Genomic DNA, 24554 nt, shown 5'->3' with positions numbered 1-24554 from the left:
GCGGTGGCCGACACACATGTGCTGTTCGTGGAGGACGACGACGTCATCCGGGAGGCGCTGCAACTGACGCTGGAGCGCGACGGGTTCCGTGTCACGGCGGTCCCGGACGGGCTCGCCGGCCTCGACGCGTTCCGCGCCGACCGTCCCGACGTGGCGCTGCTGGACGTGATGGTCCCCGGGCTGGACGGTGTGAGCCTGTGCCGGCGGATCAGGGACGACTCGACGGTGCCGGTCATCATGCTCTCCGCGCGGGCCGACTCCATCGACGTGGTCCTCGGCCTGGAGGCGGGCGCCGACGACTACGTCACCAAGCCGTTCGACGGCGCCGTGCTCGTCGCCCGCATCCGCGCGGTGCTGCGCCGCTTTCAGCACTCCCGGCAGGACCCGGACCCCGATCGGGGCGCCGCGGAGGACGCGGGAAGCGGCGAGAGCGTACTCAGCTTCGGGGACCTCGAGGTCGACACGGAGGGCATGGAGGTGCGCCGGGACGGCGCCCCCGTACCGCTCACCCCGACCGAGATGCGACTGCTGCTGGAGTTCTCCACCGCGCCCGGCACCGTGCTCTCCCGCGACCAACTCCTCGAACGCGTCTGGGACTACGGCTGGGGCGGCGACACCCGCGTCGTGGACGTCCACGTACAGCGGCTGCGCGCCAAGATCGGCCAGCAGCGCATCGAGACCGTCCGTGGCTTCGGCTACAAACTGAAGGGCTGAACCGGTGCGGGTGAGACTGCGGCCCTCCCGCACCGCGCTGCGGGTGGGGCTGCGCTGGAAGGTCAGTACGGCGATCGCGGCGGTGAGCGCGCTCGTCGCACTGCTGCTGAGCCTGATCATCTACAACGCCACCCAGGTCTCCATGCTCAGCAGCAGCCGGGACGTGCAGGACGAGCGGCTCCAGTCCGCGCTGCGCATCTACGAGTCCACCGAACGCGTCGCGCTCGGCTCCGCCCTCAACGACCCCGACCTGCCCGGCCCGCTGCGCCGCGCGGTCCTGCGGGGCGAACGCGCCACCTACGTCAGCAACGGCAACTCCGAGGTGCCCGACGTCTGGGCCGCCACCCCGCTGCCCGACGGCGGCATACTCTCGCTGCACTCCCGCTTCACCGACCGCTACTCCGTCCTGGACGACCTGACCAGAACGCTGATCCTCGGCTCGCTCTCCGTCGTCGCGGGCTCCACCGCGCTCGGCGTGCTCATCGGCAGCCGCCTCTCCCGCCGCCTGCGCCGGGCGGCCACCGCCGCCGTACGCGTCGCCGAGGGCGACTCCGACGCCCGCGTACGGGAGTACATCGGCGAACGGCCGCGCGACGAGATCGCCGAACTGGCCCGCGCCGTCGACGAGATGGCCGACGCACTCCAGGCACGGCTGGAGGCGGAACGGCGGGTGACCGCCGATATCGCGCACGAGCTGCGCACCCCCGTCACCGGGCTGCTCACCGCAGCACAGCTGCTGCCCGCGGGCCGCCCCGCCGAGCTGGTGCGCGACCGTGCGGAGGTGCTGCGGACCCTGGTGGAGGACGTGCTGGAGGTGGCGCGGCTCGACGGCGCCGCGGAGCGCGCGGAGCTCCAGGAGATCGCGCTCGGCGAGTTCGTGACGCGGCGGGTACGGGCGCTGGCACCCGACGCCGAGGTGCGCGTCGAGCAGGACGCGCACGTCACCACCGACCCGCGTCGGCTGGAGCGCATCCTGGGCAATCTGATCGCCAACGCCGTCCGGCACGGTTTCCCGCCGCTGCGGATCGAGGTGGCCGAACGCGTACTGCGGGTGCGCGACCACGGGCCGGGCTTCCCCGAGGAGCTGCTGGCAGAAGGACCGAGCCGGTTCCGCACCGGCACCAGCGACCGGGCGGGGCAGGGGCACGGCCTCGGCCTGACCATCGCCGCGGGTCAGGCCCGGGTGCTCGGCGCCCGCCTCGTCTTCCGCAACCTCACACCGGGCGCACTCGCCACCCTCCGGCTCCCCGCCACCCCGCACGGCAGCGCCCCGCACGGCAGCGCCGCCCTGCCGGACGTCCAGGCTCCCCCGCAGCATCCGTGAACGGCCTCGCACGGGCCGTACGCGCACCCCGTACGCGCACCTCGTACGCGCACCCCGTACGCGCACCCCGTACGCGCACCTCGTACGCGCACACCTCGTACGCGCACACCTCGTACGCGCACACCTCGTACGCACGGCCGGGGCGACGGGCTCGCGCGTGCCGGAGCTCGCCCAAGTCCGGCTCTCCGTCGGAGGTCGCCCGAGTCGGCGGGTATCGCTGTCGTCGACAGAGATCGCCTCGGCGCCGTACGGGCGCTTCCGCGGCTCCTGACGGAACTCCGCCCCGGCCGCCTTCAGCCGCGCGCTCCGGCCTACTGCTCGGGCTCGTCCGGAAGTTGATGAAGCTCCACAGGCGTGTTGTACGGCTCTCCGCCCGGCCCGGGGCAGGCCGAGACACAGGCGGCCAGCTCCACCGCCCGCTCCCGGCTCGCCAGATCGACGATCCAGTAGCCGGAAAGGATCATGCCGGTGGACTTCTGCGGCCCCTCCGCCACCCGGGGCGCGCCACCGGGCGTCGCGGAGACGCTGAGCACGGCGCTCGGGCCGCCCAGCCCCCGGGCCTCCACCCATTCGCCGTTGGCCTTCAACTCGTCGTTGACCGATTCCATGTGGGCGAACATCCGCCCCATGTCGTCACCGCTGAGCCGGGACATCTCCGCTTCCCAGGTCTCGGTGTCGTCGAGCAGCTGGATCATGTACAGCATGGCCGCCTCCTGAAGTCTCGCGGGCGCCTGCGGGGCGTCCACACAGGCAGACCCCGCACCCGCCGGAAACTCATCGCCCGACCCCCGCCCCGCTCGCCACCGCACGCTCCCGGCCCCGAAGGCACCGGCCCCGCGCCACCGGTGACGCCTCGGTCCGCGCCGCTCGCGCTCGCTCACCCGTGGCGGGACGCCGCCCGCGCCGCTCGCGCGCACGACGAAGGCCGGCCCGGACACGCGGTGCGCGTCCGGGCCGGCCTGTCGGCTGTGCGTCGGCTCAGCTGTCCTTGGTCAGGTTGGGACCGCCACCGGCCGCCTCGATGGGCGGTACGTCCGGCAGGGCCGCCTTCTCCTCACCGCGGAAGGTGAACTTGGCCTGCTCGCCCTCGCCCTCGACCTCCACGACCACGATGTGGCCGGGACGCAGCTCGCCGAAGAGGATCTTCTCCGAGAGCGTGTCCTCGATCTCGCGCTGGATCGTGCGGCGCAGCGGACGGGCGCCCATGACCGGGTCGTACCCGCGCTTGGCGAGCAGCTGCTTGGCCTCACCGCTGAGCTCCAGGCCCATGTCCCGGTCCTTCAGCCGCTCGTCCACCTGCGCGATCATCAGGTCGACGATCTGGATGATGTCGGCCTGCGTCAGCTGGTGGAAGACGACGGTGTCGTCGACACGGTTGAGGAACTCCGGCCGGAAGTGCTGCTTCAGCTCCTCGTTGACCTTGGCCTTCATCCGGTCGTAGCCGGCCTTGACGTCGCTCTGTGCGGCGAAGCCGAGGTTGAAGCCCTTGGAGATGTCCCGGGTGCCGAGGTTCGTCGTCATGATGATGACGGTGTTCTTGAAGTCCACGACCCGGCCCTGGGAGTCGGTCAGCCGACCGTCCTCCAGGATCTGCAGCAGCGAGTTGAAGATGTCCGGGTGGGCCTTCTCGACCTCGTCGAAGAGCACGACGGAGAACGGCTTGCGGCGGACCTTCTCGGTCAGCTGGCCGCCCTCCTCGTATCCGACGTAGCCGGGAGGCGAACCGAACAGCCGCGAGACGGTGTGCTTCTCGCTGAACTCGGACATGTCGAGCGAGATCAGCGCGTCCTCGTCGCCGAAGAGGAACTCGGCGAGCGTCTTGGACAGCTCCGTCTTACCCACACCGGACGGGCCGGCGAAGATGAACGAACCGCCGGGCCGCTTCGGGTCCTTGAGACCGGCACGCGTACGCCGAATCGCCTGCGAGAGCGCCTTGATGGCGTCCTGCTGGCCGATGACGCGCTTGTGCAGCTCGTCCTCCATGCGCAGCAGCCGGGAGGACTCCTCCTCGGTCAGCTTGAAGACCGGGATGCCGGTGGAGGCGGCGAGGACCTCGGCGATCAGCTCCTCGTCCACCTCGGCGACGACGTCCATGTCGCCGGCCTTCCACTCCTTCTCCCGGGTGGCCTTCTGGCCGAGGAGCTGCTTCTCGGTGTCGCGCAGGGACGCGGCCTTCTCGAAGTCCTGCGCATCGATCGCGGACTCCTTCTCCCGACGCACGTTCGCGATCTTCTCGTCGAACTCGCGCAGGTCCGGCGGCGCGGTCATCCGGCGGATGCGCATCCGGGAGCCGGCCTCGTCGATCAGGTCGATCGCCTTGTCCGGCAGGAAGCGGTCCGAGATGTACCGGTCGGCCAGCGTCGCGGCGCCGACGAGGGCGGAGTCGGTGATGGAGACCCGGTGGTGGGCCTCGTACCGGTCGCGCAGGCCCTTGAGGATCTCGATGGTGTGCGAGAGCGAGGGCTCGGCGACCTGGATGGGCTGGAAACGACGCTCCAGCGCCGCGTCCTTCTCGAGGTACTTGCGGTACTCGTCGAGCGTGGTGGCACCGATGGTCTGGAGCTCACCGCGGGCCAGCATCGGCTTGAGGATGCTGGCGGCGTCGATCGCGCCCTCGGCGGCACCCGCACCGACCAGCGTGTGCAGCTCGTCGATGAACAGGATGATGTCGCCGCGGGTGCGGATCTCCTTGAGCACCTTCTTCAGGCGCTCCTCGAAGTCACCGCGGTAGCGGGAACCGGCCACCAGCGCACCGAGGTCGAGGGTGTAGAGGTGCTTGTCCTTGAGGGTCTCGGGCACCTCGCCCTTGACGATGGACTGGGCCAGGCCCTCGACGACCGCCGTCTTGCCGACGCCGGGCTCGCCGATGAGCACCGGGTTGTTCTTCGTGCGGCGCGACAGCACCTGCATGACCCGCTCGATTTCCTTCTCGCGCCCGATGACCGGGTCGAGCTTGGATTCGCGGGCGGCCTGGGTGAGGTTGCGGCCGAACTGGTCGAGCACGAGGGAGGTGGAGGGCGTGCCCTCCGCGGGACCACCGGCGGCGGCTGTCTCCTTGCCGCCCGAGTACCCGGAGAGCAGCTGGATGACCTGCTGCCGCACCCTGTTCAGATCGGCGCCCAGCTTCACCAGGACCTGGGCCGCGACGCCCTCGCCCTCGCGAATCAGGCCGAGCAGGATGTGCTCGGTGCCGATGTAGTTGTGGCCGAGCTGAAGGGCCTCGCGGAGCGAGAGCTCCAGGACCTTCTTGGCACGGGGGGTGAAGGGGATGTGGCCGGACGGGGCCTGCTGGCCCTGGCCGATGATCTCCTCCACCTGCTGGCGGACAGCCTCAAGCGAGATCCCGAGGCTCTCCAGGGCCTTAGCGGCGACACCCTCACCCTCGTGGATCAGGCCCAGGAGGATGTGCTCGGTGCCGATGTAGTTGTGGTTGAGCATCCGGGCTTCTTCCTGAGCCAGGACGACAACCCGCCGCGCGCGGTCGGTGAACCTCTCGAACATCGTTAATCGCTCCTCAGAGCGGTCAGTCAGCTAGGGGACGCTCCCCTCTCTGTCCTTCCGCAGCTTAGTCCCGCAAGCGGGGACCGCTCATTCCAACTGCCGACACCCGTCCGGATACCGCCGTCTCCGCCGGAGGGCTTGCGAACCCTTCCTCGCACGAGCCGACGTCCACCGGTTCTGAACCGCTGTCCCGAACGGACGACAACAGTTCCAACCCGATGGTGCGAGACGATGTTCCCGCAGGCCAGGCGGATCAGACTCCTTTGAGTACGCCGAGCGCGAACGTCGGCCTCCGCACCGGTCGTTCGCGCCGCGGCACCACTGCCCCCGGCACCGCCCTCACGAGCAGCTTTCCCCCCGGCGCGCGGGATGTGCACACAGGACCGGACCCGAGGGCCTCCGCTCCTGGCGAACAAGGCCTGCACCGACCCGGGAGATTCAGCATCACGCTCAGTCACAAAAGCAGGGAGAGCAGAAACCCTGGGTGAACGACCGGGAATGCGGCCCGGGAACCCCGAGAAGCCGCCAATATTCACATATCGGACATCAAGTGCTTCGAGTCCGCCGACGTCGCGCCGGGCGGCACCCGACTGCGTCCCTCACCGGGCGGCGCGAGAGAAATCCGGCCCCCGGGAAGCCGGCCGATTCGCCCCGTCCACTGCGAACAGTGCCGAATCGGCTTCCCGGAGTCGGATAAGCGGGAGCCCCACCCTCACGGAGGTGGCGGATTTTCCTGCGAGAAGACCGGTAGTGCTTCGGTAGCACAATGCCACCGCAGCCGGTCCCGAGGCGTACCGAAGTCAGCCGTTGGCCTTCCGGTAGGCCTCCTGGATGTTCGTGGGAATACGGCCGCGCTCATTGACGTCGTAGCCGTTCTCCTTGGCCCATGCGCGAATCTTCGGGGTATCGCCGCCCGCGGAAGCGGCAGCGGTACGACCGGACTTACCGCGGCCCCCGGACGAGCGGCCGGTACGACGACCCGCCTTCACGAAGTCTTCGAGCGCATCCCGCAGCTTGCTCGCGTTGTCGGCGTTGAGGTCGATCTCATAGGACTTGCCGTCCAGTGCGAACGTGACCGTCTCATCGGCTTCGCCACCGTCGATGTCGTCAACGAGAAGAACCTGAACCTTCTGTGCCACCGGCTTACTCCCATTCGCTGCGTCGCCGCCCCGTTCTGGATGACAGGCCGACATAACCGATTACCGATATTGACGACGACAGCAAACCCCTTTTCTCGTGGAAATTCAAACCCTCGGGAGGGCTTGACCCGATCCGGGGCTGGGCAGCGAGTGGACCTTTCGGACATAGTCCACGGCGATCCGGGGAGTGGCAATGCCCGTATCAAAGGTGCAGAAGCATCCTGCTGTTGCCCAGGGTGTTGGGCTTCACCCGCTCCAGGCCGAGGAACTCGGCGACCCCTTCGTCGTACGATCGCAGCAGCTCGCTGTACACGTCGACGTCCACCGGAGCGTCACCGATCTCGGTGAAACCGTGCTTCGCGAAGAAGGGGACCTCGAACGTCAGACAGAAAATTCGGCTGACTCCGAGCCCCCGTGCGGTCTCGACCAGCTTCCCCAGAAGCCGGTGACCCACTCCTGTTCCTTTGAGTGCCGGATCCACGGCCAGGGTGCGCACCTCGGCGAGGTCTTCCCACATCACATGGAGTGCGCCGCAACCGACCACTTCACCGTCGCTGTCCCGCTCCGCGACCCAGAACTCCTGGATGTCCTCGTAAAGCGTCACCGTCGCTTTGTCCATCAGGATGCGATCACCGGCGTAGACATCGATGAGGCGGCGTACGGCGCGCACGTCGGTCGTACGGGCCCTGCGGACATGGAGCGCGGTTATGGCTTCTGGCATGGGGGAACGCTATCGCTCACCCGGTTCGGTCAGACGTTCGCCATTGAGTTGCACGACGCGCAGGGCATCTCGCAGGGCTTCGGTCTGTCGCGGCGACATCATGCCGAAGAAGGCGACCAGTGCGGCGGCCGGGTTGTCGCTCTCCGACCATGCCTCGTTCATCAGCGCGGCCGCATAAGCGGCGCGGGTGGAGACGGCCTCATATCGATAGGCGCGCCCCTCCTGCTCCCGTCTGAGCCATCCCTTCTGGTGAAGGTTGTCCATGACGGTCATCACGGTCGTGTAGGCGATCTGCCGCCCCTGCTGGAGATCCTCCAGGACTTCTCGGACGGTGACCGGGCGGTTCCACTCCCACACCCGCGTCATCACGGTGTCTTCGAGGTCACCCAGTGGTCGCGGCACAGCAGAAGGATATGGCCGCGGGCAACACGCGGCACGGCCGCGGACGCCGTACGTGCGGCAACCGGCGAGGGGACGGCTCAGGCCGCGGGGCCGCCACCGGCCGCGCTCTCGCGGCGGTTCGCCTCGGCGCGCGCGAAGGCGGCGTCGACGGCGGCGTCCTCCTTGGACTTGTTCGGCCCGCCCTGCGTCTTGACGATCGTCACGATCAGCGCGATGAAGGCGATGGCCATCACCACGGAGGGGGTCAGTGCGGCGATGTAGTCCATTGCTCCGGCCTCCTGCTGCGGTACCTGCTGTCTGCGGACCTGCCGCGCACAACGCACCGGGGGTCCGGGCTCCAGAGTAGGCCAGCACCGGAACGCCGCCGCGCGGGCCCCTGACGAGCGGGCCCGCGCGGCGGCGCGTACGGCTTGCGAGTGTGCGGTCGGGCCGATCCTCGGCCGCGGTGCGGGGCGCTCAGGCGGACAGGGCGTCCGCCCGGGCCCGCTCCTCGGGCGGGAGCGCCCGGTCGCCGGGCGGGGGCTTGGGCCGGCGGCGGGGCGGGAAGACCTCGCCCGGCGTCGGTACCGGCCTCGTCGGCCGCGGGCCGGAGGGCCCGGGGGACTTGGGGCCCGGGCCGGGCGCGGGGCGCGGGGTGCGCTCGCGGTCGTCGCTTTCCTTGGCAGCCATGTGTTCCCCACCGTCCTTGTCTGTGTCGTCGCGGAGATCGGCGATGTGGTCGGTTTCGGCTTCGCGGGCGGCGCGGCCGGGGCCCGGGGTGCGGTCGGACGCGGGGCTGCCCGCAGGACCGGGACGGGGCCCGTCGAGGGCCGCCGGACGGGAACCGGGTACGGCCCTCCCCCTGCCGTAGAGGCAGGGGGAGGGCACGCCCCCGGCGAGGCCGCTCGGGACGACGAGGAGGTGGCGGGCGCTCCCCTCGCGGCGTCCGGGCACGGCTGCGCGCCCGGTGGAGAGCCGCCCGAGCAGGCGACGGGCCTGTTCCCGGCCTCCGGTGCGACCTGCCGCACCGGAGGCGATGCGACGCAGGCTCGCGATGTCGTCGGGGGCGGGCGTGCAACCGGCGCTCAGCGCCTCGTCGAGGCGTTCCAGATAGCCGCGGGCGGAGCCGGGGAGGGCGGCACGGTAGCGGCCCAGATCAGCGACGAGGAAAGCACGTTCGCGGGCGGCCTCGGCGGCCGCCCGGTCCACCGCCCGGGCGAGGCGGTGGCAGGCGCGGACCTCGCGATCCGGTACGAGCGCGGGCCGCACCACTGCTTCCAGGGCACGCCGCAGTACGCGCAGCTCGTCCGCGCTGAAGGCCATACCGCCTCGGGAGCCATGTGGAATGGGCATAGGCCGACGATAGGCGCTAATCGGACGAAATGGCTCGAACCACGCGCTCGCTGTCCACTCCGCACAGCCCGGCCGGGCGCCCTGGACGGCCGGGGAGCCGGGGCGTCCCCGGGCGGCGGCCCGGCCGTACGGGTGTCCGCGGGCCGGGCCGGGCCTGCCGGGCGCGCGCGACGGGCGGCAGCCGCCAGCGCCCTCGGCCTCGGCCTCGGCCGACAACAGCGGGCGGGCCGGAGCAGCGGGCGGGGCAAGGGCCGGGCAGCGGGCGGGCCGGGGCCGGGCAGCCAGGGCAGCTTCGGGCGGGACGGTCAGCGGCGGCCGAGGTTGCGTTCGTAGACCAGGCGGAGCCCGATCAGGGTGAGCCACGGCTCGTGCTCGTCGATCAGCTCCGCCTCCCCCAGCACCATCGGGCTGAGCCCGCCGGTGGCGATCACGGTGACGTCGTCGACGTCGCCGTCCGGACCGACCAGCTCCGCCGCCATCCGGCGGACGACGCCGTCCACCTGTCCGGCGAAGCCGTAGAGGATGCCGGACTGCATGGCCTCCACGGTGTTCTTGCCGATGACCCCGCGGGGCTTGGCAAGTTCGATCTTGCGCAGCTGTGCGCCGCGCACCCCGAGGGCCTCGACGGAGATCTCAATGCCGGGCGCGATCACACCTCCGGTGTACTCGCCGCGGGCGGAGATCGCGTCGAAGGTGGTGGCGGTGCCGAAGTCGACCACGATGCTCGGCCCGCCGTACAGCTCGGTGGCCGCCACCGCGTTGACGATGCGGTCGGCGCCGACCTCCTTGGGGTTGTCCATCAGGATCGGTACACCGGTCTTGACCCCGGGCTCGACCAGCACGGCCGGGATGTCGCCGTAGTAGCGGCGGGTGACCTCGCGCAGCTCGTGCAGCACCGAGGGGACGGTGGAGCAGATCGCGATTCCCCCGATGCCCGCTCCGAGCTCCACACCGAGCAGCGGGTGCATGCCCATCAAGCCCTGGAGGAGTACGGCGAGTTCGTCGGCGGTGCGGCGCGGATCGGTGGAGATGCGCCAGTGCTCGACGATCTCCTCGCCGTCGAAGAGGCCGAGGACCGTGTGGGTGTTACCGACGTCGATGGTCAGCAACATGGTCAGTTCCCCCCGTCGGCGGACTCGCGCAGGTCCAGGCCGATGTCCAGGATCGGCGCGGAGTGGGTCAGCGCCCCGACCGCGATGTGGTCGACACCGGTGCGGCCGTACTCCTGGGCGTTGGCCAGCGTGAGACCGCCCGAGGACTCCAGCCGCGCCCGTCCGGCGACCAGCGCGACGGCCTCGGCGGTGCGGGCGGGGGTGAAGTTGTCCAGCAGGATCAGGTCGGCGCCCTCGGCGAGCACCGGCTCGATCTGGTCCAGCCGGTCCACCTCCACCTCGACGGGCAGGTCGGGGTAGGCGGTCCGTACGGCCTTGAAGGCTGCGGTCACCCCGCCGGCCGCGACGACGTGGTTGTCCTTGATCAGCGCGGCGTCGGAGAGCGACATCCGGTGGTTCTCGCCACCTCCGCAGCGGACCGCGAACTTCTCCAGGGCTCGCAGCCCGGGGGTGGTCTTGCGGGTGTCCCGCACGGTCGCCCCGGTGCCCTCCAGCGCGTCGACCCAGGCGCGGGTGGCGGTGGCGACGCCGGAGAGGCGGCACAGCAGGTTGAGCGCGGGACGCTCACCGACGAGCAGATCGCGGGTACGGGTGCGTACGGTCAGCAGCCGCTGCCCCGCCTCCACCCGGTCCCCGTCGGCCACGTGCCGTTCGACCTCCAGATCCGCGGTCGCGGCGACAGACAGCACCGCCTCGGCGATGTGCAGACCGGCTACCGTGCCGGCCTGACGGGCCGTGAAATCGCCGACGGACACCGCGTCCTCGGCGATGGTGGCGAGCGTGGTGACGTCGCCGGTGCCGTGCTCGTCCTGGTCCTCCGCGAGGGCGACCAGCGCGATGTCCTCCACCAGCAGCGGGTCGAGTCCGTCGGCGTACAGCACCTCCACGAGCGCCGGGTCGAGGCCGCTCTCCTCGTCCACCTCGCCGTCCGCGCAGCCGCAGCCCTCGCCGCAGCCGGGCTGCCGGTCCGACTCCGCGTCGAGCAGGGGCAGTCGGTCCGGGGACGGGTCGCCGGCGTCGGCGGGGGCGGGCTGGTCGTTGGGGGTCACTGCTACTCCTGGGCGGCTGCGTGGTCGGCGGCTCGGGCGTCGGTGGAACGGCCCGGGGCGGAACGGGTGTCGGTGGCGCTGTGCTGCTCGGTGCCGAGCGGTTCGGTGCCGAGCGGTTCGGTGCCGGTCTGCTCGGTGGCGGGCTGCTCGGTGGCGGCCGGGTGCGTGGTGCGCACCGGCGGGAAGGCGGTCGACCCGGTGGTTCGCAGCACCGGGCGCGCGGAGCCGGTTCGATCCGCACTGTGATCGAGGGTAGCGACGAGATGGCGGCGCCACTGCCCGTCGTCCCGATCCGGGAAATCCTCCCGCCAGTGGCAGCCGCGGGTCTCCTCGCGCTCGGTGGCCGCCCGTACGAGAACCTCGGCGACGAGCAGCAGGTTCGCGGTCTCCCAAGTCTGCGTTCCCGGCTCGGCGGGCCCGCACCCGGCGCCGTCGGCACTTCGGGGCCCGGCCGGCACAACGGGCACGGCCGACCCGGCCGACCCGGCCGGCGGGCGGAGGGCGGCGAGGCGGCGGGCGGCGGCGGCGAGGCTGGCGGCGGAGCGCAGTACGCCGGCGCCCTCGGTCATGGTGCGCTGGATCGCGGTGCGCAGCTCAGCCGCAGGCAGCTGCACCACCGCCCGGTCGGTGACCGGCGCACCCGCTCGCAGCCGTCCGGCACGGAAATCGGCGGTGAGGTCGGCGGCGATGCGTTCGGCGAAGACCAGGCCCTCCAGCAGCGAGTTGGAGGCCAGCCGGTTGGCGCCGTGCACGCCGGTGCAGGCGACCTCGCCACAGGCGTACAGGCCCGGCACGGTGGTGCGGCCGTCGAGGTCGGTACGGACGCCGCCGGAGGCGTAGTGCGCGGCGGGTGCGACCGGGATCGGCTCGGTCACCGGATCGAATCCGTGGGTGCGGCAGGCGGCCAGGATGGTGGGGAAGCGCTCCTGCCACATCCGGGCGCCGAAGTGCCTGCCGTCGAGGTACATGTGCTCGGCGCCCTGCTCCTGGCAGCGGCGCATGATGCCCTTGGCGACGATGTCGCGCGGGGCCAGTTCGGCCAGCTCGTGCCGGCCGACCATGAAGCGTTCGCCGTCTGCGTCGACCAGCTTCGCGCCCTCGCCGCGCACCGCCTCGGAGATCAGCGGCTGCTGGCCCTCGGCGTCCGGCCCGAGATAGAGCACCGTCGGGTGGAACTGGACGAACTCCAGATCGCTGATCTGCGCGCCGGCCCGCAGCGCGAGGGCGACGCCGTCCCCGGTGGAGACGGCCGGGTTGGTGGTGGCGGAGAAGATCTGCCCCATGCCGCCGGTGGCGAGGACGACCGCGGGTGCGTGCACCGCGCCGACCCCGTCGTGCCTGCCCTCGCCCATGACGTGCAGCGAGACCCCGGCGGTGTTGCCCCCGGCGTCCTTCAACAGGTCGAGCACCAGGGCGTGTTCGATCGTCTCGATGGTGCCGCCGGCGGCGGTGCCCTCGCGCTGCACGGTCCGTACGGCCTCGACCAGGGCCCGGGAGATCTCGGCTCCGGTCGCGTCGCCCCCGGCGTGCGCGATGCGGCGGCGGTGGTGTCCGCCCTCGCGGGTCAGCGCGATCCCGTCGCCGTCCTCGTCCGGGTCGAAGACGGCGCCGGAGGCGATCAACCGGCGTACCGCGTCCGGCCCTTCCGTCACCAGGGTGTGGACGGCGTTCTCGTCGCAGAGGCCGGCGCCGGCGACCAGGGTGTCGTCCCGGTGCTGCTCCGGGGTGTCGCCCTCGCCGAGCGCGGCGGCGATCCCGCCCTGCGCCCAGCGGGTGGACCCGTCGTCCAGCAGCGCTTTGGTGACGATGACGGTGCGCAGCCCGGCCGCGGCGCAGCGCAGGGCGGCGGTGAGGCCGGCGACGCCGGAGCCGACGAGTGCGACCTCGGCGTCGATCGCCCAGCTGGGCTCGGGCGCGTCGAGCCGTACGGCGGAGCCGGGGCGTACCGCCGGGTCGGGGCGTACGGCGGAGTCGGTTCCGGGGGGTATGTCGCCGCTGGTCATGCCGGACCGCCGAAGGTGAGCCGGACGTTGTCGATCAGGCGCGTGGCGCCCACCCGGGCGGCGACCGCGAGCACGGCCTCGCCCCGGTGGTCGGCAGCGGCATCGGCGAAGGTGGCGGGATCGACGAGCGCGACGTAGTCGATTTCCAGCCCCGATGCCCCGGCCAACTCCCGCTGGGCACGGGCCAGTACGGCGTCGGGCTCCGACTCGCCACGAGCGGCGAACAGTGCGCGGGAAAGCGCCGCGGCGTGCCGGCGCTCCTCCTCGGAGAGGTAGCGGTTGCGGCTGGAGAGCGCGAGGCCGTCCGGCTCCCGCACGGTCGGTACGCCCAGCACCTCCACCGGGAAGTCGAGGTCGCGCACCATCCGCGCGATCAGCGCCAGCTGCTGGGCGTCCTTCTCGCCGTACAGCGCGACATCGGGGGCGGTCAGGTGCAGCAGCTTGGCCACGACAGTGAGCACGCCGTCGAAGTGGCCCGGTCGCGAAGCGCCTTCCAGCCGGTCGCCCATCGGCCCGGCGCTGACCCGCACCTGCGGTTCGCCGCCCGGGTAGACCTCCTCGGCGGCCGGTGCCACCACCAGGTCCGCGCCGGCAGCCGCGGCGAGGGCGAGGTCGGCGTCCAGGGTGCGCGGGTAGCGGTCCAGATCCTCGCCCGCCCCGAACTGGAGCGGGTTGACGAAGACGGTGACCACGACCCGGCCCCGGGCTCCGACGTGTTCGCGGGCGGCGCGGATCAGCGCGGCGTGGCCCTCGTGCAACGCGCCCATCGTCATCACCGCGGCGAGGCGGCCGGCGGGCCGGGGCTGCTCGCGGAGCTCGGCGAACCCCTTCAGCAGCACGGCCCCGGCGGCGGGTCCGTGGCCCGAAGCCCCGGCGGACGCGACGACAGCGGACGCGTCGACGTCAGGTGCCTCGGCGGCGGGTGCTCCGGCGGCGGGATCGGTCATCGTGCGGACTCCTCGTCTGCGAGGACATCCAGCAGGTCCTCGGCCAGCTCCGGCTTCAACAGCCCCTGTGCAAGGGCCCGGTCGGCGGTCGTACGGGCCATCGCGAGATAGCCGGCCACCATGCCGGGCGCGTGCTGCCGCAGCTCGGCGACGTGCGCCGCGACCGTACCGGCGTCGCCGCGGGCGACCGGGCCGGTGAGCGCGGCGTCGCCGGAACGCAGCGAGTTGTCCAGCGCGGCACCGAGCAGCGGGGCCAGCATCAGATCAGGCGACTGGACGCCGGCGGCGGTCAGCAGCTCCTTGGCCTGGGCGACCAGGGTGACCAGATAGTTCGCGCCGAGTGACAGTGCCGCGTGGTAGAGCGGTCGCACCTCCTCGGGCACCCACTCGGGCTCGCCGCCCATCTCGATGACCAGCGCCTGCGCGGCCAGCCGCAGTTCCTCCGGAGCGGTGACGCCGAAGGCGCAGCCGCCCAACCGCTGCACGTCGACGGAGGTGCCGGTGAACGTCATCACCGGGTGCAGCGCCAGAGGCAGCCCGCCGGCCCGCAGTACGGGATCGAGGACGCCGACGCCGTACCGTCCGGAGGTGTGCGCGACCAGCTGCCCGGGACGCACCGCGCCGGTCTCCGCGAGGCCGCGGACCAGGTCGGGGAGCGCGTCGTCGGGCACGGTCAGCAGTACGAGCTCGGCGCGGGCGAGCACCTCGGCGGGCTCCACCAGCGGTACGTCCGGCAGGAGTTCGGCGGCGCGGGCGCGGGACGCCTCCGAGACGCCGGAGGCGGCGACCGGACGGTGCCCGGCACGGGCGAGCGCCGCGGCCAGCGCCGCACCCACCCGGCCGACGCCGACGACTCCGACGCGGAGCCTGGCGGGGCGGTCCTGCGGATGTGCTGCTTCGTTCACGATGCGCTGCGCCTTCCGTTCCAGTCCGCGCTGATGGGTCGGTACCGGACGTTCGCAGCCATGCTACGTCGTGGGAGTCGGGCCCGTTTCCGGGGTCGTGGGCCGCTCCCGGAAGGGCCCGCACACGCCGCACGCACCGCCTCCCGCACCGCCGCACGCACCGCCTCCCGAGCCGCCAGCCGCACCGCCGCCGCTCCGGCTGCCGTACCGCCCCCTGCGCGCACCGGAGTCCGTCGCGCCCCTGCGGAACCGGGGCCAGCCGCACCCGGCTCGCGCCCCGGCGGACGCACCGCTCAGCCGCCGCCGCCGGCGCGCACCAGACCGCTCTCGTACGCCAGCACCACGGCCTGCACGCGGTCGCGCACCTCCAGCTTGGTGAGGATCCGCCCGACGTGGGTCTTGACGGTCGCCTCCGAGAGCACCAGCTTCGCGGCGATCTCGCCGTTCGACAGGCCCTGGGAGATCAGCACCAGCACCTCGCGCTCCCGCCCGGTCAGCCGCTGGATCTCCTTGGACGTCGGCTCGGGGCCGGAGGACGGAAGCATCGGCGAGAACTGGTCGATCAACCGCTTCGTCGTCGAGGGCGCCACCACTGCGTCGCCGCTGTGCACCGAGCGGATCGCGGCGAGCAGTTCGCCGGGCGGTACGTCCTTGAGCAGGAAGCCGCTGGCGCCGGCCTTGAGCGCGGCGAAGGCGTACTCGTCGAGGTCGAAGGTGGTCAGGATCAGGACCTTGGGATCGCCCGGGCCACCCTGCCCCTCCTCGCAGATGCGGCGGGTGGCCTCGACCCCGTCGACGTTCGGCATCCGGATGTCCATCAGCACCACGTCGACGGTGGTGGTGCGCAACCGCTCCAGCGCCTCGGCTCCGTCTGCCGCCTCCGCCACCACGTCCATGTCCTGCTGGGCGGCGAGCACCATGCGGAAGCCGGTGCGCAGCAGGACCTGATCGTCGACGAGCATGATGCGGACGGTCATGTGGCGTTCTCCCGGGTCTGCGGTCGGTCGGGTCTGCGGTCGGTCGGCCGCCGCCGGCGGTGACCGTCTCTCTTCGTTCGTCAACGTGCGCCGCGCGTCCTGCGGTTCCGGTCCGCGCCGATCCCGGCCGAGCGACGGCCTGCGCCGGCGCGTTCCGCGGGTGCGGGTCAGGCCGCGCCCCGGAACGGCAGCTCGGCACAGACCCGGAAGCCGCCGCCCGCACGCGGGCCCGCCTCCAGTCTGCCGCCGACCATGCCGATCCTCTCGCGCATACCGATCAGGCCGTGCCCCATCCCGTCGGCCCCGCCGCCCTCGTACAGCTCCTCCGGCGAACCGCGGCCGTCGTCCTCGGCCAGCAGCGTCAGCGCGCCCTCGCCGTAGGTCAGCCTCACGGTCGCGCCGACGTGCGGCCCGCCGTGCTTGCGGGTGTTGGTGAGCGCCTCCTGGACGATCCGGTACGCGGTCAGCTCGACCCCGCTGGGCAGCGGCCTCGGGGTGCCCTCGACGGTGAAGTCGACCATCATCCCCGTCCCGCGCACCTGCTCCACCAGATCGCTGAGCTGCTCGACGCTCGGCTGCGGCACGTACTCGCTCGCCGGCGCGTCCTCGCTGCGCAGCACCCCGAGCAGTCTGCGCATCTCGGTGAGCGCCTGTCGGCCTGTGGTGGAGATGGTCTCCAGCGCCTGCCGGGACTGGTCCGGCGCGGTGTCCAGCACGTACGCGGCGCCGTCGGCCTGGACGACCATGACCGAGACGTTGTGCGCCACCACGTCGTGGAGTTCGCGGGCGATGCGGGCGCGCTCGGCGGCTATCGTCGCCTGCGACTGGGCGGCCCGCTCGCGCTCCAACCGGGACGCGCGCGCCTCCAGTTCCGCGTAGTAGGCGCGGCGGGTGCGCAACGAGTCCCCGAGCAGCCAGGCGAATCCGAAGCAGACGGTGTAGAACGCCGCCTCCGCGAAGGTGCTGAGGAGACTGCTCCCGTCCGAGGGCCAGCGGATCACCGCCAGCAGCGGGGCGAGCAGCGCGCAGACCAGCGCGTATCGCGAGGCCCACACGACGGTGCGGGCGGCGACGGTGTAGACGATCACCAGCAGAGCGAAGTCGGCGGGCAGCACAAAGGCGTCGGTGGCCAGCTGCGCGAGCCCGGCGACCGTCGCCAGCAGCAGCATTCGCTCCGGGTGGCGACGGCGCAGGGCCACCACCAGCGCGAGCGCACCGGCGATCACGGCGCCGGCGACCCGCTGCCAGGTGGCGGGGCCGATGACGCCGGCCGGCGGGTTCGCGATCCAGGGCACGCAGATCACGAGGATGGCCAGAGCCCACGAGCCGTCCACCCATGTGGGGTGCCTGCGCAGCAACTCATAGACCCGGTTCACGTCACCCAGCGTAGGCGTCCCTTCCGGGCTCCCGGGTCCGTCGAGGGGTCGATCCGTGGTGGCTCCGCCTACTCCCCAGGGTGGATGCGGCACAAGACCGTGAACGGACAACCCCGCGACTCGTTCCCGGTCCGGCCCCTCCACCCGCGTCCCGAGCCCGTCCGGGGGGGGGCCCGGGGCGCGGGGCGGCGTGCTCCTAGGGTCGGCCCGTGACCGACGACAACAGCGTGCCCCGCCTCCTCGGCTGGCGCGAAGCCACCGAGCGGGCGCTGTACGGACCGGACGGCTTCTTCGTACGGGAGGCGCCGTCGTCCCACTTCCGCACCTCCGTTCACGCCTCGCCGCGGTACGCGCAGGCGGTCGCGGAGCTGCTGCGCCGAGTGGACGCGGCGCTCTGCGAACCGCCCGAACTGGACATGGTCGACGTCGGAGCCGGTCGCGGCGAGCTGCTGACCGGCGTGTTGGCGGCGGTACCGGAGGCACTGCGCCGCCGGCTGCGCCCCCTCGCGGTGGAGCGCGCTCCACCGCGAGGGGGCGCAGCCGGCGGCGCAGTGCCTCCGGTACCGCCGCCAACACGCCGGTCAGCAGCTCGCCGCGACCGGCTCCGACGTCGACCATGTCCAGTTCGGGCGGTTCGCAGAGCGCCGCGTCCACTCGGCGCAGCAGCTCCGCGACCGCCTGCGCGTACCGCGGCGAGGCGTGAACGGAGGTGCGGAAGTGGGACGACGGCGCCTCCCGTACGAAGAAGCCGTCCGGTCCGTACAGCGCCCGCTCGGTGGCTTCGCGCCAGCCGAGGAGGCGGGGCACGCTGTTGTCGTCGGTCCCGGGCCGAGGCGCAGGGCTGAGTACACCTAGGGTCGGCCCGTGACCGACGACAACAGCGTGCCCCGCCTCCTCGGCTGGCGCGAAGCCACCGAGCGGGCGCTGTACGGACCGGACGGCTTCTTCGTACGGGAGGCGCCGTCGTCCCACTTCCGCACCTCCGTTCACGCCTCGCCGCGGTACGCGCAGGCGGTCGCGGAGCTGCTGCGCCGAGTGGACGCGGCGCTCTGCGAACCGCCCGAACTGGACATGGTCGACGTCGGAGCCGGTCGCGGCGAGCTGCTGACCGGCGTGTTGGCGGCGGTACCGGAGGCACTGCGCCGCCGGCTGCGCCCCCTCGCGGTGGAGCGCGCTCCCCGACCGCCGGGACTCGACCCCCGCATCGTCTGGTCCTCGCTCCCGCCGAGCGGGACGACCGGGCTGCTGTTCGCCAACGAGTGGCTGGACAACGTGGCGTGCGAGGTCGTCGAGACCGACGGGGAGGGCGTGTGGCGCCGGGTGGGCGTCGATCCCGCCGACGGTCGCGAGGAGCTGGGCGCCCCGGTCAACGGCGACGACGCCCGGTGGCTGAGGCGCTGGTGGCCGACCGGCGAACCGCCCGAACCCGGGCTGCGCGCCGAGATCGGCCGCCCCCGCGACGAAGCGTGGCGTACGGCCGTCGGCAGTCTGGCGGCAGGCCTCGCCGTGGCCGTCGACTACGGGCACACCCGGGACGACCGCCCGCTCTTCGGCACGCTCACCGGCTACCGGGACGGCCGCGAGGTGCGCCCCGTACCCGACGGAAGCTGCGATCTGACCGCTCATGTCGCCATGGACGCCTGCGCCTCGGCGCCGGAGGCGAGCCCCGCCGAGGAGGCGCGGGGCAGTCGCGCGGACGAGACGCGAGGCATCTCCGCGGCTCGCGCGCACGCGGTACGGGCGGCGGACGGGCCAGGCGGGGCGGACAGGGCAGGCAGGGCGGACAGGGCGGCAGGCAGTGGCCGCGGGACCGGTGGCAGCGGACGGTTGCTGCCGCAGCGGGAGGCGCTGCGTGCGCTCGGCCTGGACGGTCGACGTCCGCCGATGGACCTGGCACGCACCGATCCGGCCGGATACCTGCGGGCGCTGAGCGCCTCCGGCGAGGCCGCCGAACTTCTCGACCCGGCAGGCCTGGGCGGACACCTGTGGCTCGCCCACCCCGTCGGCATCGACAGCCCCCTGAGTCACCGAGCCCCCGCAGCGTCGACGCGCTGACGCGCTGAGCCCGGTGCTCCGGCCCGGGCGGTCAGGTCAGCCAGCGCTCCGGGCCAGCGGTGCGGCGGCCGGTGCGGGAGCGTTCCGCCTGTGCGGAGACCACGGCGTGCGCCTCCGCGACGTCCCGCAGTCCGGCCTTCGTCGAGCCGTTCGCCCCGTGGTCGGCGTACACGTCGGCCAGCCGCAGCCGGCGGGCCCACGGCCCCTGCTTCAGCCGTACGCTCTGCACCTTCGCGTGCGGCACCAGGATCCACTCGCGACGCAGCAGCCCGCGGCGGGTCACCAGCACCGCGCCCGTCACGCCGAGCCCGTAACCGCGCCACCACAGCGGAACGGCCCAGCGCGCACGACCGGGCACCGGCTGCACCCCGGCCACAGCCTCCGACAGCCGTACGCCGGGCAGCACCCTGGCCAGCACCTCCTCGGCCGTGGCCCGGTCGGCGACCGGCAGCAGGACCGACTTGCCGTCCGAACCGGCCACGCTCAACTCCATCCGCAGCCAGTCGCGCGACCGCCACAGCCGCGGTTGCAGGACCCGTACGGCCTGGACCCGGCCCGGCGGCACCGTGGCGTGCTCCCGGTCCAGCAGTCCGTGGTCGATCCGCAGCCCGTCCGGGGACTCGGCGACCTTCCAGTCGTACTCGGTGAGATAGCGGCCCAGGGTCGAGACCCAGGCGCCGCCGAGCATCGGCACCCCGGTCGCGATCGCGGCACCCGGGCTGCCGGTGAACCACCACATGCCCCACGGCACCAGCAGCGTCGCGGCGACGAAGCTCCATCCGGTGCCGACGAGCAGCAGCGCCACCGTCAGCATCCGGGTCGGCACCCGCGCCAGCAGCCGCTCCGGCGCCTCGCCCGCACTCGGTGCGACCTCGGGAGCGATACCGGCGGCACGGGCGAGCAGTTCGGCGCGGAGCGCGACGGCGTCGGCCTCGCCGAGGAATGCCAGCTCGTCCTTGGCCTCGGTGCCGACGACATCGAGCTTGAGCTTGGCTACACCGGCGACTCTGGCCAGGAGCGGTCTGGTCACGTCGACCGCCTGGATGCGGTCCAGCCTGATGTGCGCCACCCGCCGGAAGAACAGCCCGCTGCGGATGCGCAGTTCGGTGTCGGTGACCTGGTAGCTCGTCACCCACCAGGACAGGAAGCCGTACGCGGCGGCGAACGGCAGCAGCACCACCATCGCCAGCAGCACCCAGCCCAGGGTGAGTTGGGTGATCCACTCCCGGGCGCGGTTGAGGTCCTGCACGGCGAAGACGGCGAGCGCCGCGATCGGCGCCCAGGTGCGCCGCCAGGGCGTGATGGGGTGCAGCCGGGTGCCCTCGGGCCGGTTCGGCAGCCACCGGAACGGACCCGGCTCCCGCCGGTCCTCGCCGCACTGCCCGTGGGCGTCGGGCCGTTCGCCGGGTTCGGGGGGTTCGGGGGGTTCGCGTTCGCCGGGCTGCTCGTGTTCACCGGGCTGCTCGTGTTCGCCGCTCATCGGGACCGTCACCGCTTCACAGCCCGGCCGAACGGGCTTCGCCGAGTTCGGTCAACCGGTCCCGCAGCCGTTCCGCCTCCGCCGGTACGAGCCCGGGGATCTGCGCGTCGGTCGCGGCGGCGGCGGTGTGCAGCTGGAGGCGGGCCAGCCCGTACCTGCGCTCCAGCGGGCCGGAGGTGACCTCGACCAACTGCATCCGGCCGTACGGCACCACGGTCAGCTCCCGCCACATCACCCCACGACTGATCAGCAGGTCGTCGGCGCGTTCCGCGTACCGCCACGAACGCCAGTTGCGGGCGAGCGCGTACCAGCCGAAGGCCGCCGGAGCCAGCGGCAGCAGCACCAGCAGCGCCCAGTACGGTCCGGCAAGCCAGCCCAGCAGCACCGCCGCCGGCAGGAGCACCGTCGGCAGGATCATCAGCAGCACCGCACGTCGCATCCGCAGCAGTGCCCGCTCCACCCCGCGCCAGGCGTAGTCGCTCCCGTCCGGGGTGCGGTCCGCGACGTGCTCCCCCGCGTCAGTACGGGCCGGTCCCGGATCGGCGGGATCCGTGCGGTCGTGGTGGGGGGCGTCCTGGAGCCGCGGTGTCCCGGAGGGGCCCTCGGGGGCGGCGGGCACCGGATCGTGCTCGGGCCCTCGTACCGCTCGCGGCGACGACGGACCGACATCTGCGCTGTGTCCGGGCTCCATGGCCCAAGAGTAGGCGCAGCTTCCGACCGCGCGTGCCCACCGGGCGAACGGGTGAGGCCCGAGGGTGCCGGGCTCCGGAGGGCGGCCCGGGACGAGCTGACAGACTGGCCCCATGACGGAGACGACTGTCGGCATCGGAGGCGCGGCCGAGAGCACCGACATGGTGCTCAACATCGGCCCGCAGCATCCCTCCACACACGGTGTACTGCGGCTGCGGCTCGTGGTGGACGGCGAGCGCATCAGCTCCGCCGAACCGGTCGTCGGCTATATGCACCGCGGCGCCGAGAAGCTCTTCGAGGCGCGCGACTACCGGCAGATCATCGTGCTCGCCAACCGGCACGACTGGCTCTCCGCCTTCTCCAACGAGCTCGGGGTCGTCCTCGCCGTCGAGCGGATGCTCGGTATGGAGGTGCCCGAGCGCGCGGTGTGGACACGCACGCTCCTCGCCGAGCTCAACCGGGTCCTCAACCACCTGATGTTCCTCGGCTCCTATCCGTTGGAACTGGGCGGCATCACGCCGATGTTCTACGCGTTCCGGGAGCGCGAGGACCTCCAGCACGTGATGGAGGAGCTCTCCGGCGGCCGGATGCACTACATGTTCAACCGCGTCGGCGGGCTGAAGGAGGACCTTCCGGCCGGCTGGACGCAGCGCGCCAGGTCGACGGTCGCGGCGCTGCGTTCCCGCATGGACGTCTTCGACGATCTGGTGCTCGGCAACGAGATCTTCCGCGCCCGCACCGAGCACGTCGGCGTGCTCTCCCCCGAGACCGTGCACGCGTACGGGGTCAGCGGCCCCATCGCGCGCGCCTCCGGGGTCGATTTCGACCTGCGCCGGGACGAGCCGTATCTGGCCTACGGCGAGCTGGCCGACACCCTGAAGGTGCACACCCGTCAGGCCGGCGACTGCTGCGCCCGCTTCGAAGTGCTGCTCGCCCAGACCCACAACGCCCTCGACCTCGCCGACGCCTGCCTGGACAGGCTCGCAGAGCTGCCCCCCGGGCCCATCAATCAGCGGCTGCCCAAGGTGCTGAAGGCGCCCGAGGGCGAGACGTACGCCTGGACGGAGAACCCGCTCGGGCTCAACGGCTACTACCTGGTCTCCAAGGGCGAGAAGACCCCGTACCGCCTGAAATTGCGGTCGGCCTCGTACAACAACATCCAGGCGCTGACCGGACTGCTGCCGGGGACACTGGTGGCCGACATGGTGGCGATTCTGGGGTCGTTCTTCTTCGTGGTCGGCGACATCGACAAGTAGCGGGCCCCGGCGGGGAGTTCCGGCACGCTGCCGCCTGCCGAGCCGGTGGCGGTTTCCTTGCGTCGGAGCGGACCGGCGGTTCGGTCCGCGTCGGCGGGGCCACGAGCCGCTCCTCCGGCCTCGGCAGGGCTGCGTCTCAGTCGGCGACGTCGATGACCTTGCCGGCGACCTGCTGCCACAAATCGCGCGACTCGGACTCGGGGGGCGCGGTCTGCCCGCTCCCCGGCCCGCCCTTCCGCCGCGCGGAACTCTGGTTCGACTGCACCGACGACGGCCCGGACGACGGCCCAACCGGCGGCCCGGACGACGGCGGTGCGGAGGCCGAAGTCGGCGGCTGCGTACGGGAGTCGGGGGCCGGGTGCGCCTCGTCGGTCGGGGACGCGTCCTGCCCGCTGCCGAAGAAGTCGAAGCCGCCGACGGGGCGTCCCGGCGCGGCGCCGCCGATCTGCCGACGACCCTCCCGGCCCGGCTCCCGCACCGGCAACCGATGCCGCCTCGCGTCGTACTTCTGCCCGCGCTGCCCGTTCTGCGCGCGCTGCTCCTGCTGCTCGCGCTGATCGATCTGCCCTGCGTCCCACCGGGCCGGCGGCTCGGCGCGGTGGCCGGATGCGGGCGCCGCGTCCCGCTCGGAGGGCCGAGGCCGGGTGGTGCCGGCCGCCGACCCGTCCGCCGAAGCCTGTCGCGGTGCGGCCGGACGTACGGCTTCGCCGCGGCCGGCTTCCGCCGTCTGCTGCTGCCGCGCTCCCGACCTGCGCAGGTTCGCCAGCGCCTGGTCCGCCTGAAGATAGGTCAGCCGGCTCGGGGCGCCGGAGGCAGCGCGGTGGTCGGCGGCTCCCGTCGTCAGCGCCTTCACCGGCTCCGACGCCGCGATGGCCAGCTGCCTGCGGCCTTCCAGTGCGCTGGCACGCTGGGTCTCCGCGTTCGCGTACCGCCTCAGCAGGGCGGCGTGTTCGGTGCGCAGGGCGGCCAGTTGGGCGCGCTTGGCACGCAGGCGCTTCTCCAACTTGGTGCGCAGCTCCCGCGCCCTGCGCAGTTCGGCAGCCGACTCGGCCGCCCGCTCGTCGGCGAGCAGCGCGGTGTTGGCCCGCTCCGCGTGCGCCTCGGCGGCCCGGCGGCCGGCGGCGCTGTCCCAGCTCCGCAGCAGCACCGCACCGACGACCGCGGCGACGGCGGCTGCCGCGGTGAGCACCCGCAGCACGGCGTCGTCGCCGACGAACAGTGCGCCGACCGCGCACAGCAGGGCGAACGCCGCGACGCCCGCAGGGACGAGCAGCCGGTGCAGCGGCAGCTCTTGGCGGTGACGTCCTCGGGGCATGGCCCGAAACTTACCGTGCGTGGCGATGCGTTGGGAGAGCGCCAGGAAAACTGTTTTCCGGTGGTTACGGTGCACGCGCACGTCGTATGCACCGCACACGCACCGCGTCCGCCCAACGCCTCCACCACCGCGGCGCTCGCGGCACGCTCAGCGGCACCCGCGCGCGAGGGCAGCACCGCGCCCACCGACCGACTGCTGCACGACGGTGGTTGGCTGTGCGCACCGGCGAACACGGCGCGGCAGACGCCCGAATCAC

21 protein-coding genes and 1 pseudogene are annotated in these 24554 nt (G+C 72.6%); 4 read left to right on the top strand and 18 right to left on the bottom strand.

Features of this window, described 5'->3' with window-relative positions; genetic code table 11:
* Window positions 1–3 precede the first annotated feature (3 nt).
* Both cseB and JGS22_RS11165 read left to right on the top strand, forming a co-directional pair.
* Window positions 4–714, top strand: coding sequence for a two-component system response regulator CseB (gene cseB, locus JGS22_RS11170; RefSeq protein WP_211040293.1), 711 nt, complete (start codon window positions 4–6; stop codon window positions 712–714).
* A gap of 10 nt (window positions 715–724) precedes the next feature.
* Window positions 725–2038, top strand: a complete 1314-nt coding sequence (locus JGS22_RS11165) for a sensor histidine kinase (protein WP_308405615.1) — start codon at window positions 725–727, stop codon at window positions 2036–2038.
* Window positions 2039–2349: 311 nt separating this feature from the next.
* On the opposite strand, the gene JGS22_RS11160 is transcribed toward JGS22_RS11165, so the two are convergent.
* From JGS22_RS11160 to JGS22_RS27595, 15 genes and pseudogenes are all read right to left on the bottom strand, one after another.
* The gene (locus tag JGS22_RS11160; protein WP_236073122.1) at window positions 2350–2742 is read right to left on the bottom strand and encodes a YciI family protein; all 393 of its coding nucleotides are present in this window, start codon (window positions 2740–2742) and stop codon (window positions 2350–2352) included.
* A gap of 274 nt (window positions 2743–3016) precedes the next feature.
* A complete protein-coding gene (locus JGS22_RS11155) occupies window positions 3017–5539 on the bottom strand; it encodes an ATP-dependent Clp protease ATP-binding subunit (protein ID WP_211040292.1) in 2523 nt (840 codons plus the stop codon).
* An 800-nt stretch (window positions 5540–6339) separates the two neighbouring features.
* A complete protein-coding gene (locus JGS22_RS11150) occupies window positions 6340–6678 on the bottom strand; it encodes a histone-like nucleoid-structuring protein Lsr2 (protein WP_211040291.1) in 339 nt (112 codons plus the stop codon).
* A 202-nt stretch (window positions 6679–6880) separates the two neighbouring features.
* The gene (locus JGS22_RS11145) at window positions 6881–7399 is read right to left on the bottom strand and encodes an amino-acid N-acetyltransferase (protein ID WP_211040290.1); all 519 of its coding nucleotides are present in this window, start codon (window positions 7397–7399) and stop codon (window positions 6881–6883) included.
* A gap of 9 nt (window positions 7400–7408) precedes the next feature.
* Window positions 7409–7801, bottom strand: coding sequence for a BlaI/MecI/CopY family transcriptional regulator (locus JGS22_RS11140; protein ID WP_211040289.1), 393 nt, complete (start codon window positions 7799–7801; stop codon window positions 7409–7411).
* 77 nt (window positions 7802–7878) lie between these two features.
* Complete coding sequence (locus JGS22_RS11135) at window positions 7879–8067, bottom strand: hypothetical protein (protein ID WP_211040288.1); 189 nt, start codon at window positions 8065–8067, stop codon at window positions 7879–7881.
* 190 nt (window positions 8068–8257) lie between these two features.
* On the bottom strand, window positions 8258–9133 hold the full coding sequence (locus JGS22_RS11130; protein ID WP_236073120.1) for a hypothetical protein: 876 nt from the start codon (window positions 9131–9133) through the stop codon (window positions 8258–8260).
* 305 nt (window positions 9134–9438) lie between these two features.
* Window positions 9439–10245 carry a type III pantothenate kinase gene (locus JGS22_RS11125; RefSeq protein WP_211042532.1) on the bottom strand — a complete coding sequence of 269 codons (807 nt, stop codon included), beginning with the start codon at window positions 10243–10245 and terminating at the stop codon, window positions 9439–9441.
* A 2-nt stretch (window positions 10246–10247) separates the two neighbouring features.
* Window positions 10248–11294: a carboxylating nicotinate-nucleotide diphosphorylase gene (nadC, locus tag JGS22_RS11120; protein WP_372454229.1), complete on the bottom strand. Its 1047-nt coding sequence runs from the start codon at window positions 11292–11294 to the stop codon at window positions 10248–10250.
* A gap of 2 nt (window positions 11295–11296) precedes the next feature.
* Window positions 11297–13297: an L-aspartate oxidase gene (locus JGS22_RS11115; protein WP_216814945.1), complete on the bottom strand. Its 2001-nt coding sequence runs from the start codon at window positions 13295–13297 to the stop codon at window positions 11297–11299.
* Window positions 13294–14244, bottom strand: coding sequence for a pantoate--beta-alanine ligase (gene panC, locus JGS22_RS11110; protein WP_211042534.1), 951 nt, complete (start codon window positions 14242–14244; stop codon window positions 13294–13296). Before panC ends, JGS22_RS11115 begins: the two co-directional genes overlap by 4 nt.
* Window positions 14241–15149: a Rossmann-like and DUF2520 domain-containing protein gene (locus JGS22_RS11105; protein WP_308405613.1), complete on the bottom strand. Its 909-nt coding sequence runs from the start codon at window positions 15147–15149 to the stop codon at window positions 14241–14243. Before JGS22_RS11105 ends, panC begins: the two co-directional genes overlap by 4 nt.
* Before the next feature lie 293 nt (window positions 15150–15442).
* Complete coding sequence (locus JGS22_RS11100; protein WP_211042535.1) at window positions 15443–16126, bottom strand: response regulator; 684 nt, start codon at window positions 16124–16126, stop codon at window positions 15443–15445.
* 167 nt (window positions 16127–16293) lie between these two features.
* Entirely contained in the window at window positions 16294–17502 is a 1209-nt protein-coding gene (locus JGS22_RS11095; RefSeq protein ID WP_216814944.1) for a sensor histidine kinase, read from the bottom strand.
* A gap of 504 nt (window positions 17503–18006) precedes the next feature.
* Window positions 18007–18309, bottom strand: a pseudogene (locus JGS22_RS27595) (SAM-dependent methyltransferase); the annotation flags it as partial.
* A 57-nt stretch (window positions 18310–18366) separates the two neighbouring features.
* Between JGS22_RS27595 and JGS22_RS11090 the strand changes: the two are divergent.
* Complete coding sequence (locus JGS22_RS11090; protein WP_216814943.1) at window positions 18367–19557, top strand: SAM-dependent methyltransferase; 1191 nt, start codon at window positions 18367–18369, stop codon at window positions 19555–19557.
* A 31-nt stretch (window positions 19558–19588) separates the two neighbouring features.
* Here the strand turns inward: JGS22_RS11090 and JGS22_RS11085 are convergent, their stop codons facing one another.
* The gene (locus JGS22_RS11085) at window positions 19589–21037 is read right to left on the bottom strand and encodes a PH domain-containing protein (protein ID WP_211040344.1); all 1449 of its coding nucleotides are present in this window, start codon (window positions 21035–21037) and stop codon (window positions 19589–19591) included.
* Window positions 21038–21053: 16 nt separating this feature from the next.
* Window positions 21054–21497 carry a PH domain-containing protein gene (locus tag JGS22_RS26250; protein WP_308405810.1) on the bottom strand — a complete coding sequence of 148 codons (444 nt, stop codon included), beginning with the start codon at window positions 21495–21497 and terminating at the stop codon, window positions 21054–21056.
* A gap of 343 nt (window positions 21498–21840) precedes the next feature.
* Here JGS22_RS26250 and JGS22_RS11075 point away from each other — a divergent pair, with 343 nt between their 5' ends.
* Window positions 21841–22983: an NADH-quinone oxidoreductase subunit D gene (locus tag JGS22_RS11075; RefSeq protein WP_211040343.1), complete on the top strand. Its 1143-nt coding sequence runs from the start codon at window positions 21841–21843 to the stop codon at window positions 22981–22983.
* Window positions 22984–23119: 136 nt separating this feature from the next.
* On the opposite strand, the gene JGS22_RS11070 is transcribed toward JGS22_RS11075, so the two are convergent.
* Window positions 23120–24298 (bottom strand): hypothetical protein, encoded by a 1179-nt coding sequence (locus JGS22_RS11070; RefSeq protein ID WP_211040342.1) that lies wholly within the window; start codon window positions 24296–24298, stop codon window positions 23120–23122.
* Window positions 24299–24554 lie beyond the last annotated feature (256 nt).

It is taken from the genome of Streptomyces tardus (assembly GCF_018101125.2).
In the GTDB taxonomy this organism is placed as follows: domain Bacteria; phylum Actinomycetota; class Actinomycetes; order Streptomycetales; family Streptomycetaceae; genus Streptomyces; species Streptomyces tardus.
The sequence above is the reverse complement of the archived record's forward strand: the minus strand, read 5'-3'. Positions and strand labels throughout refer to the sequence as shown.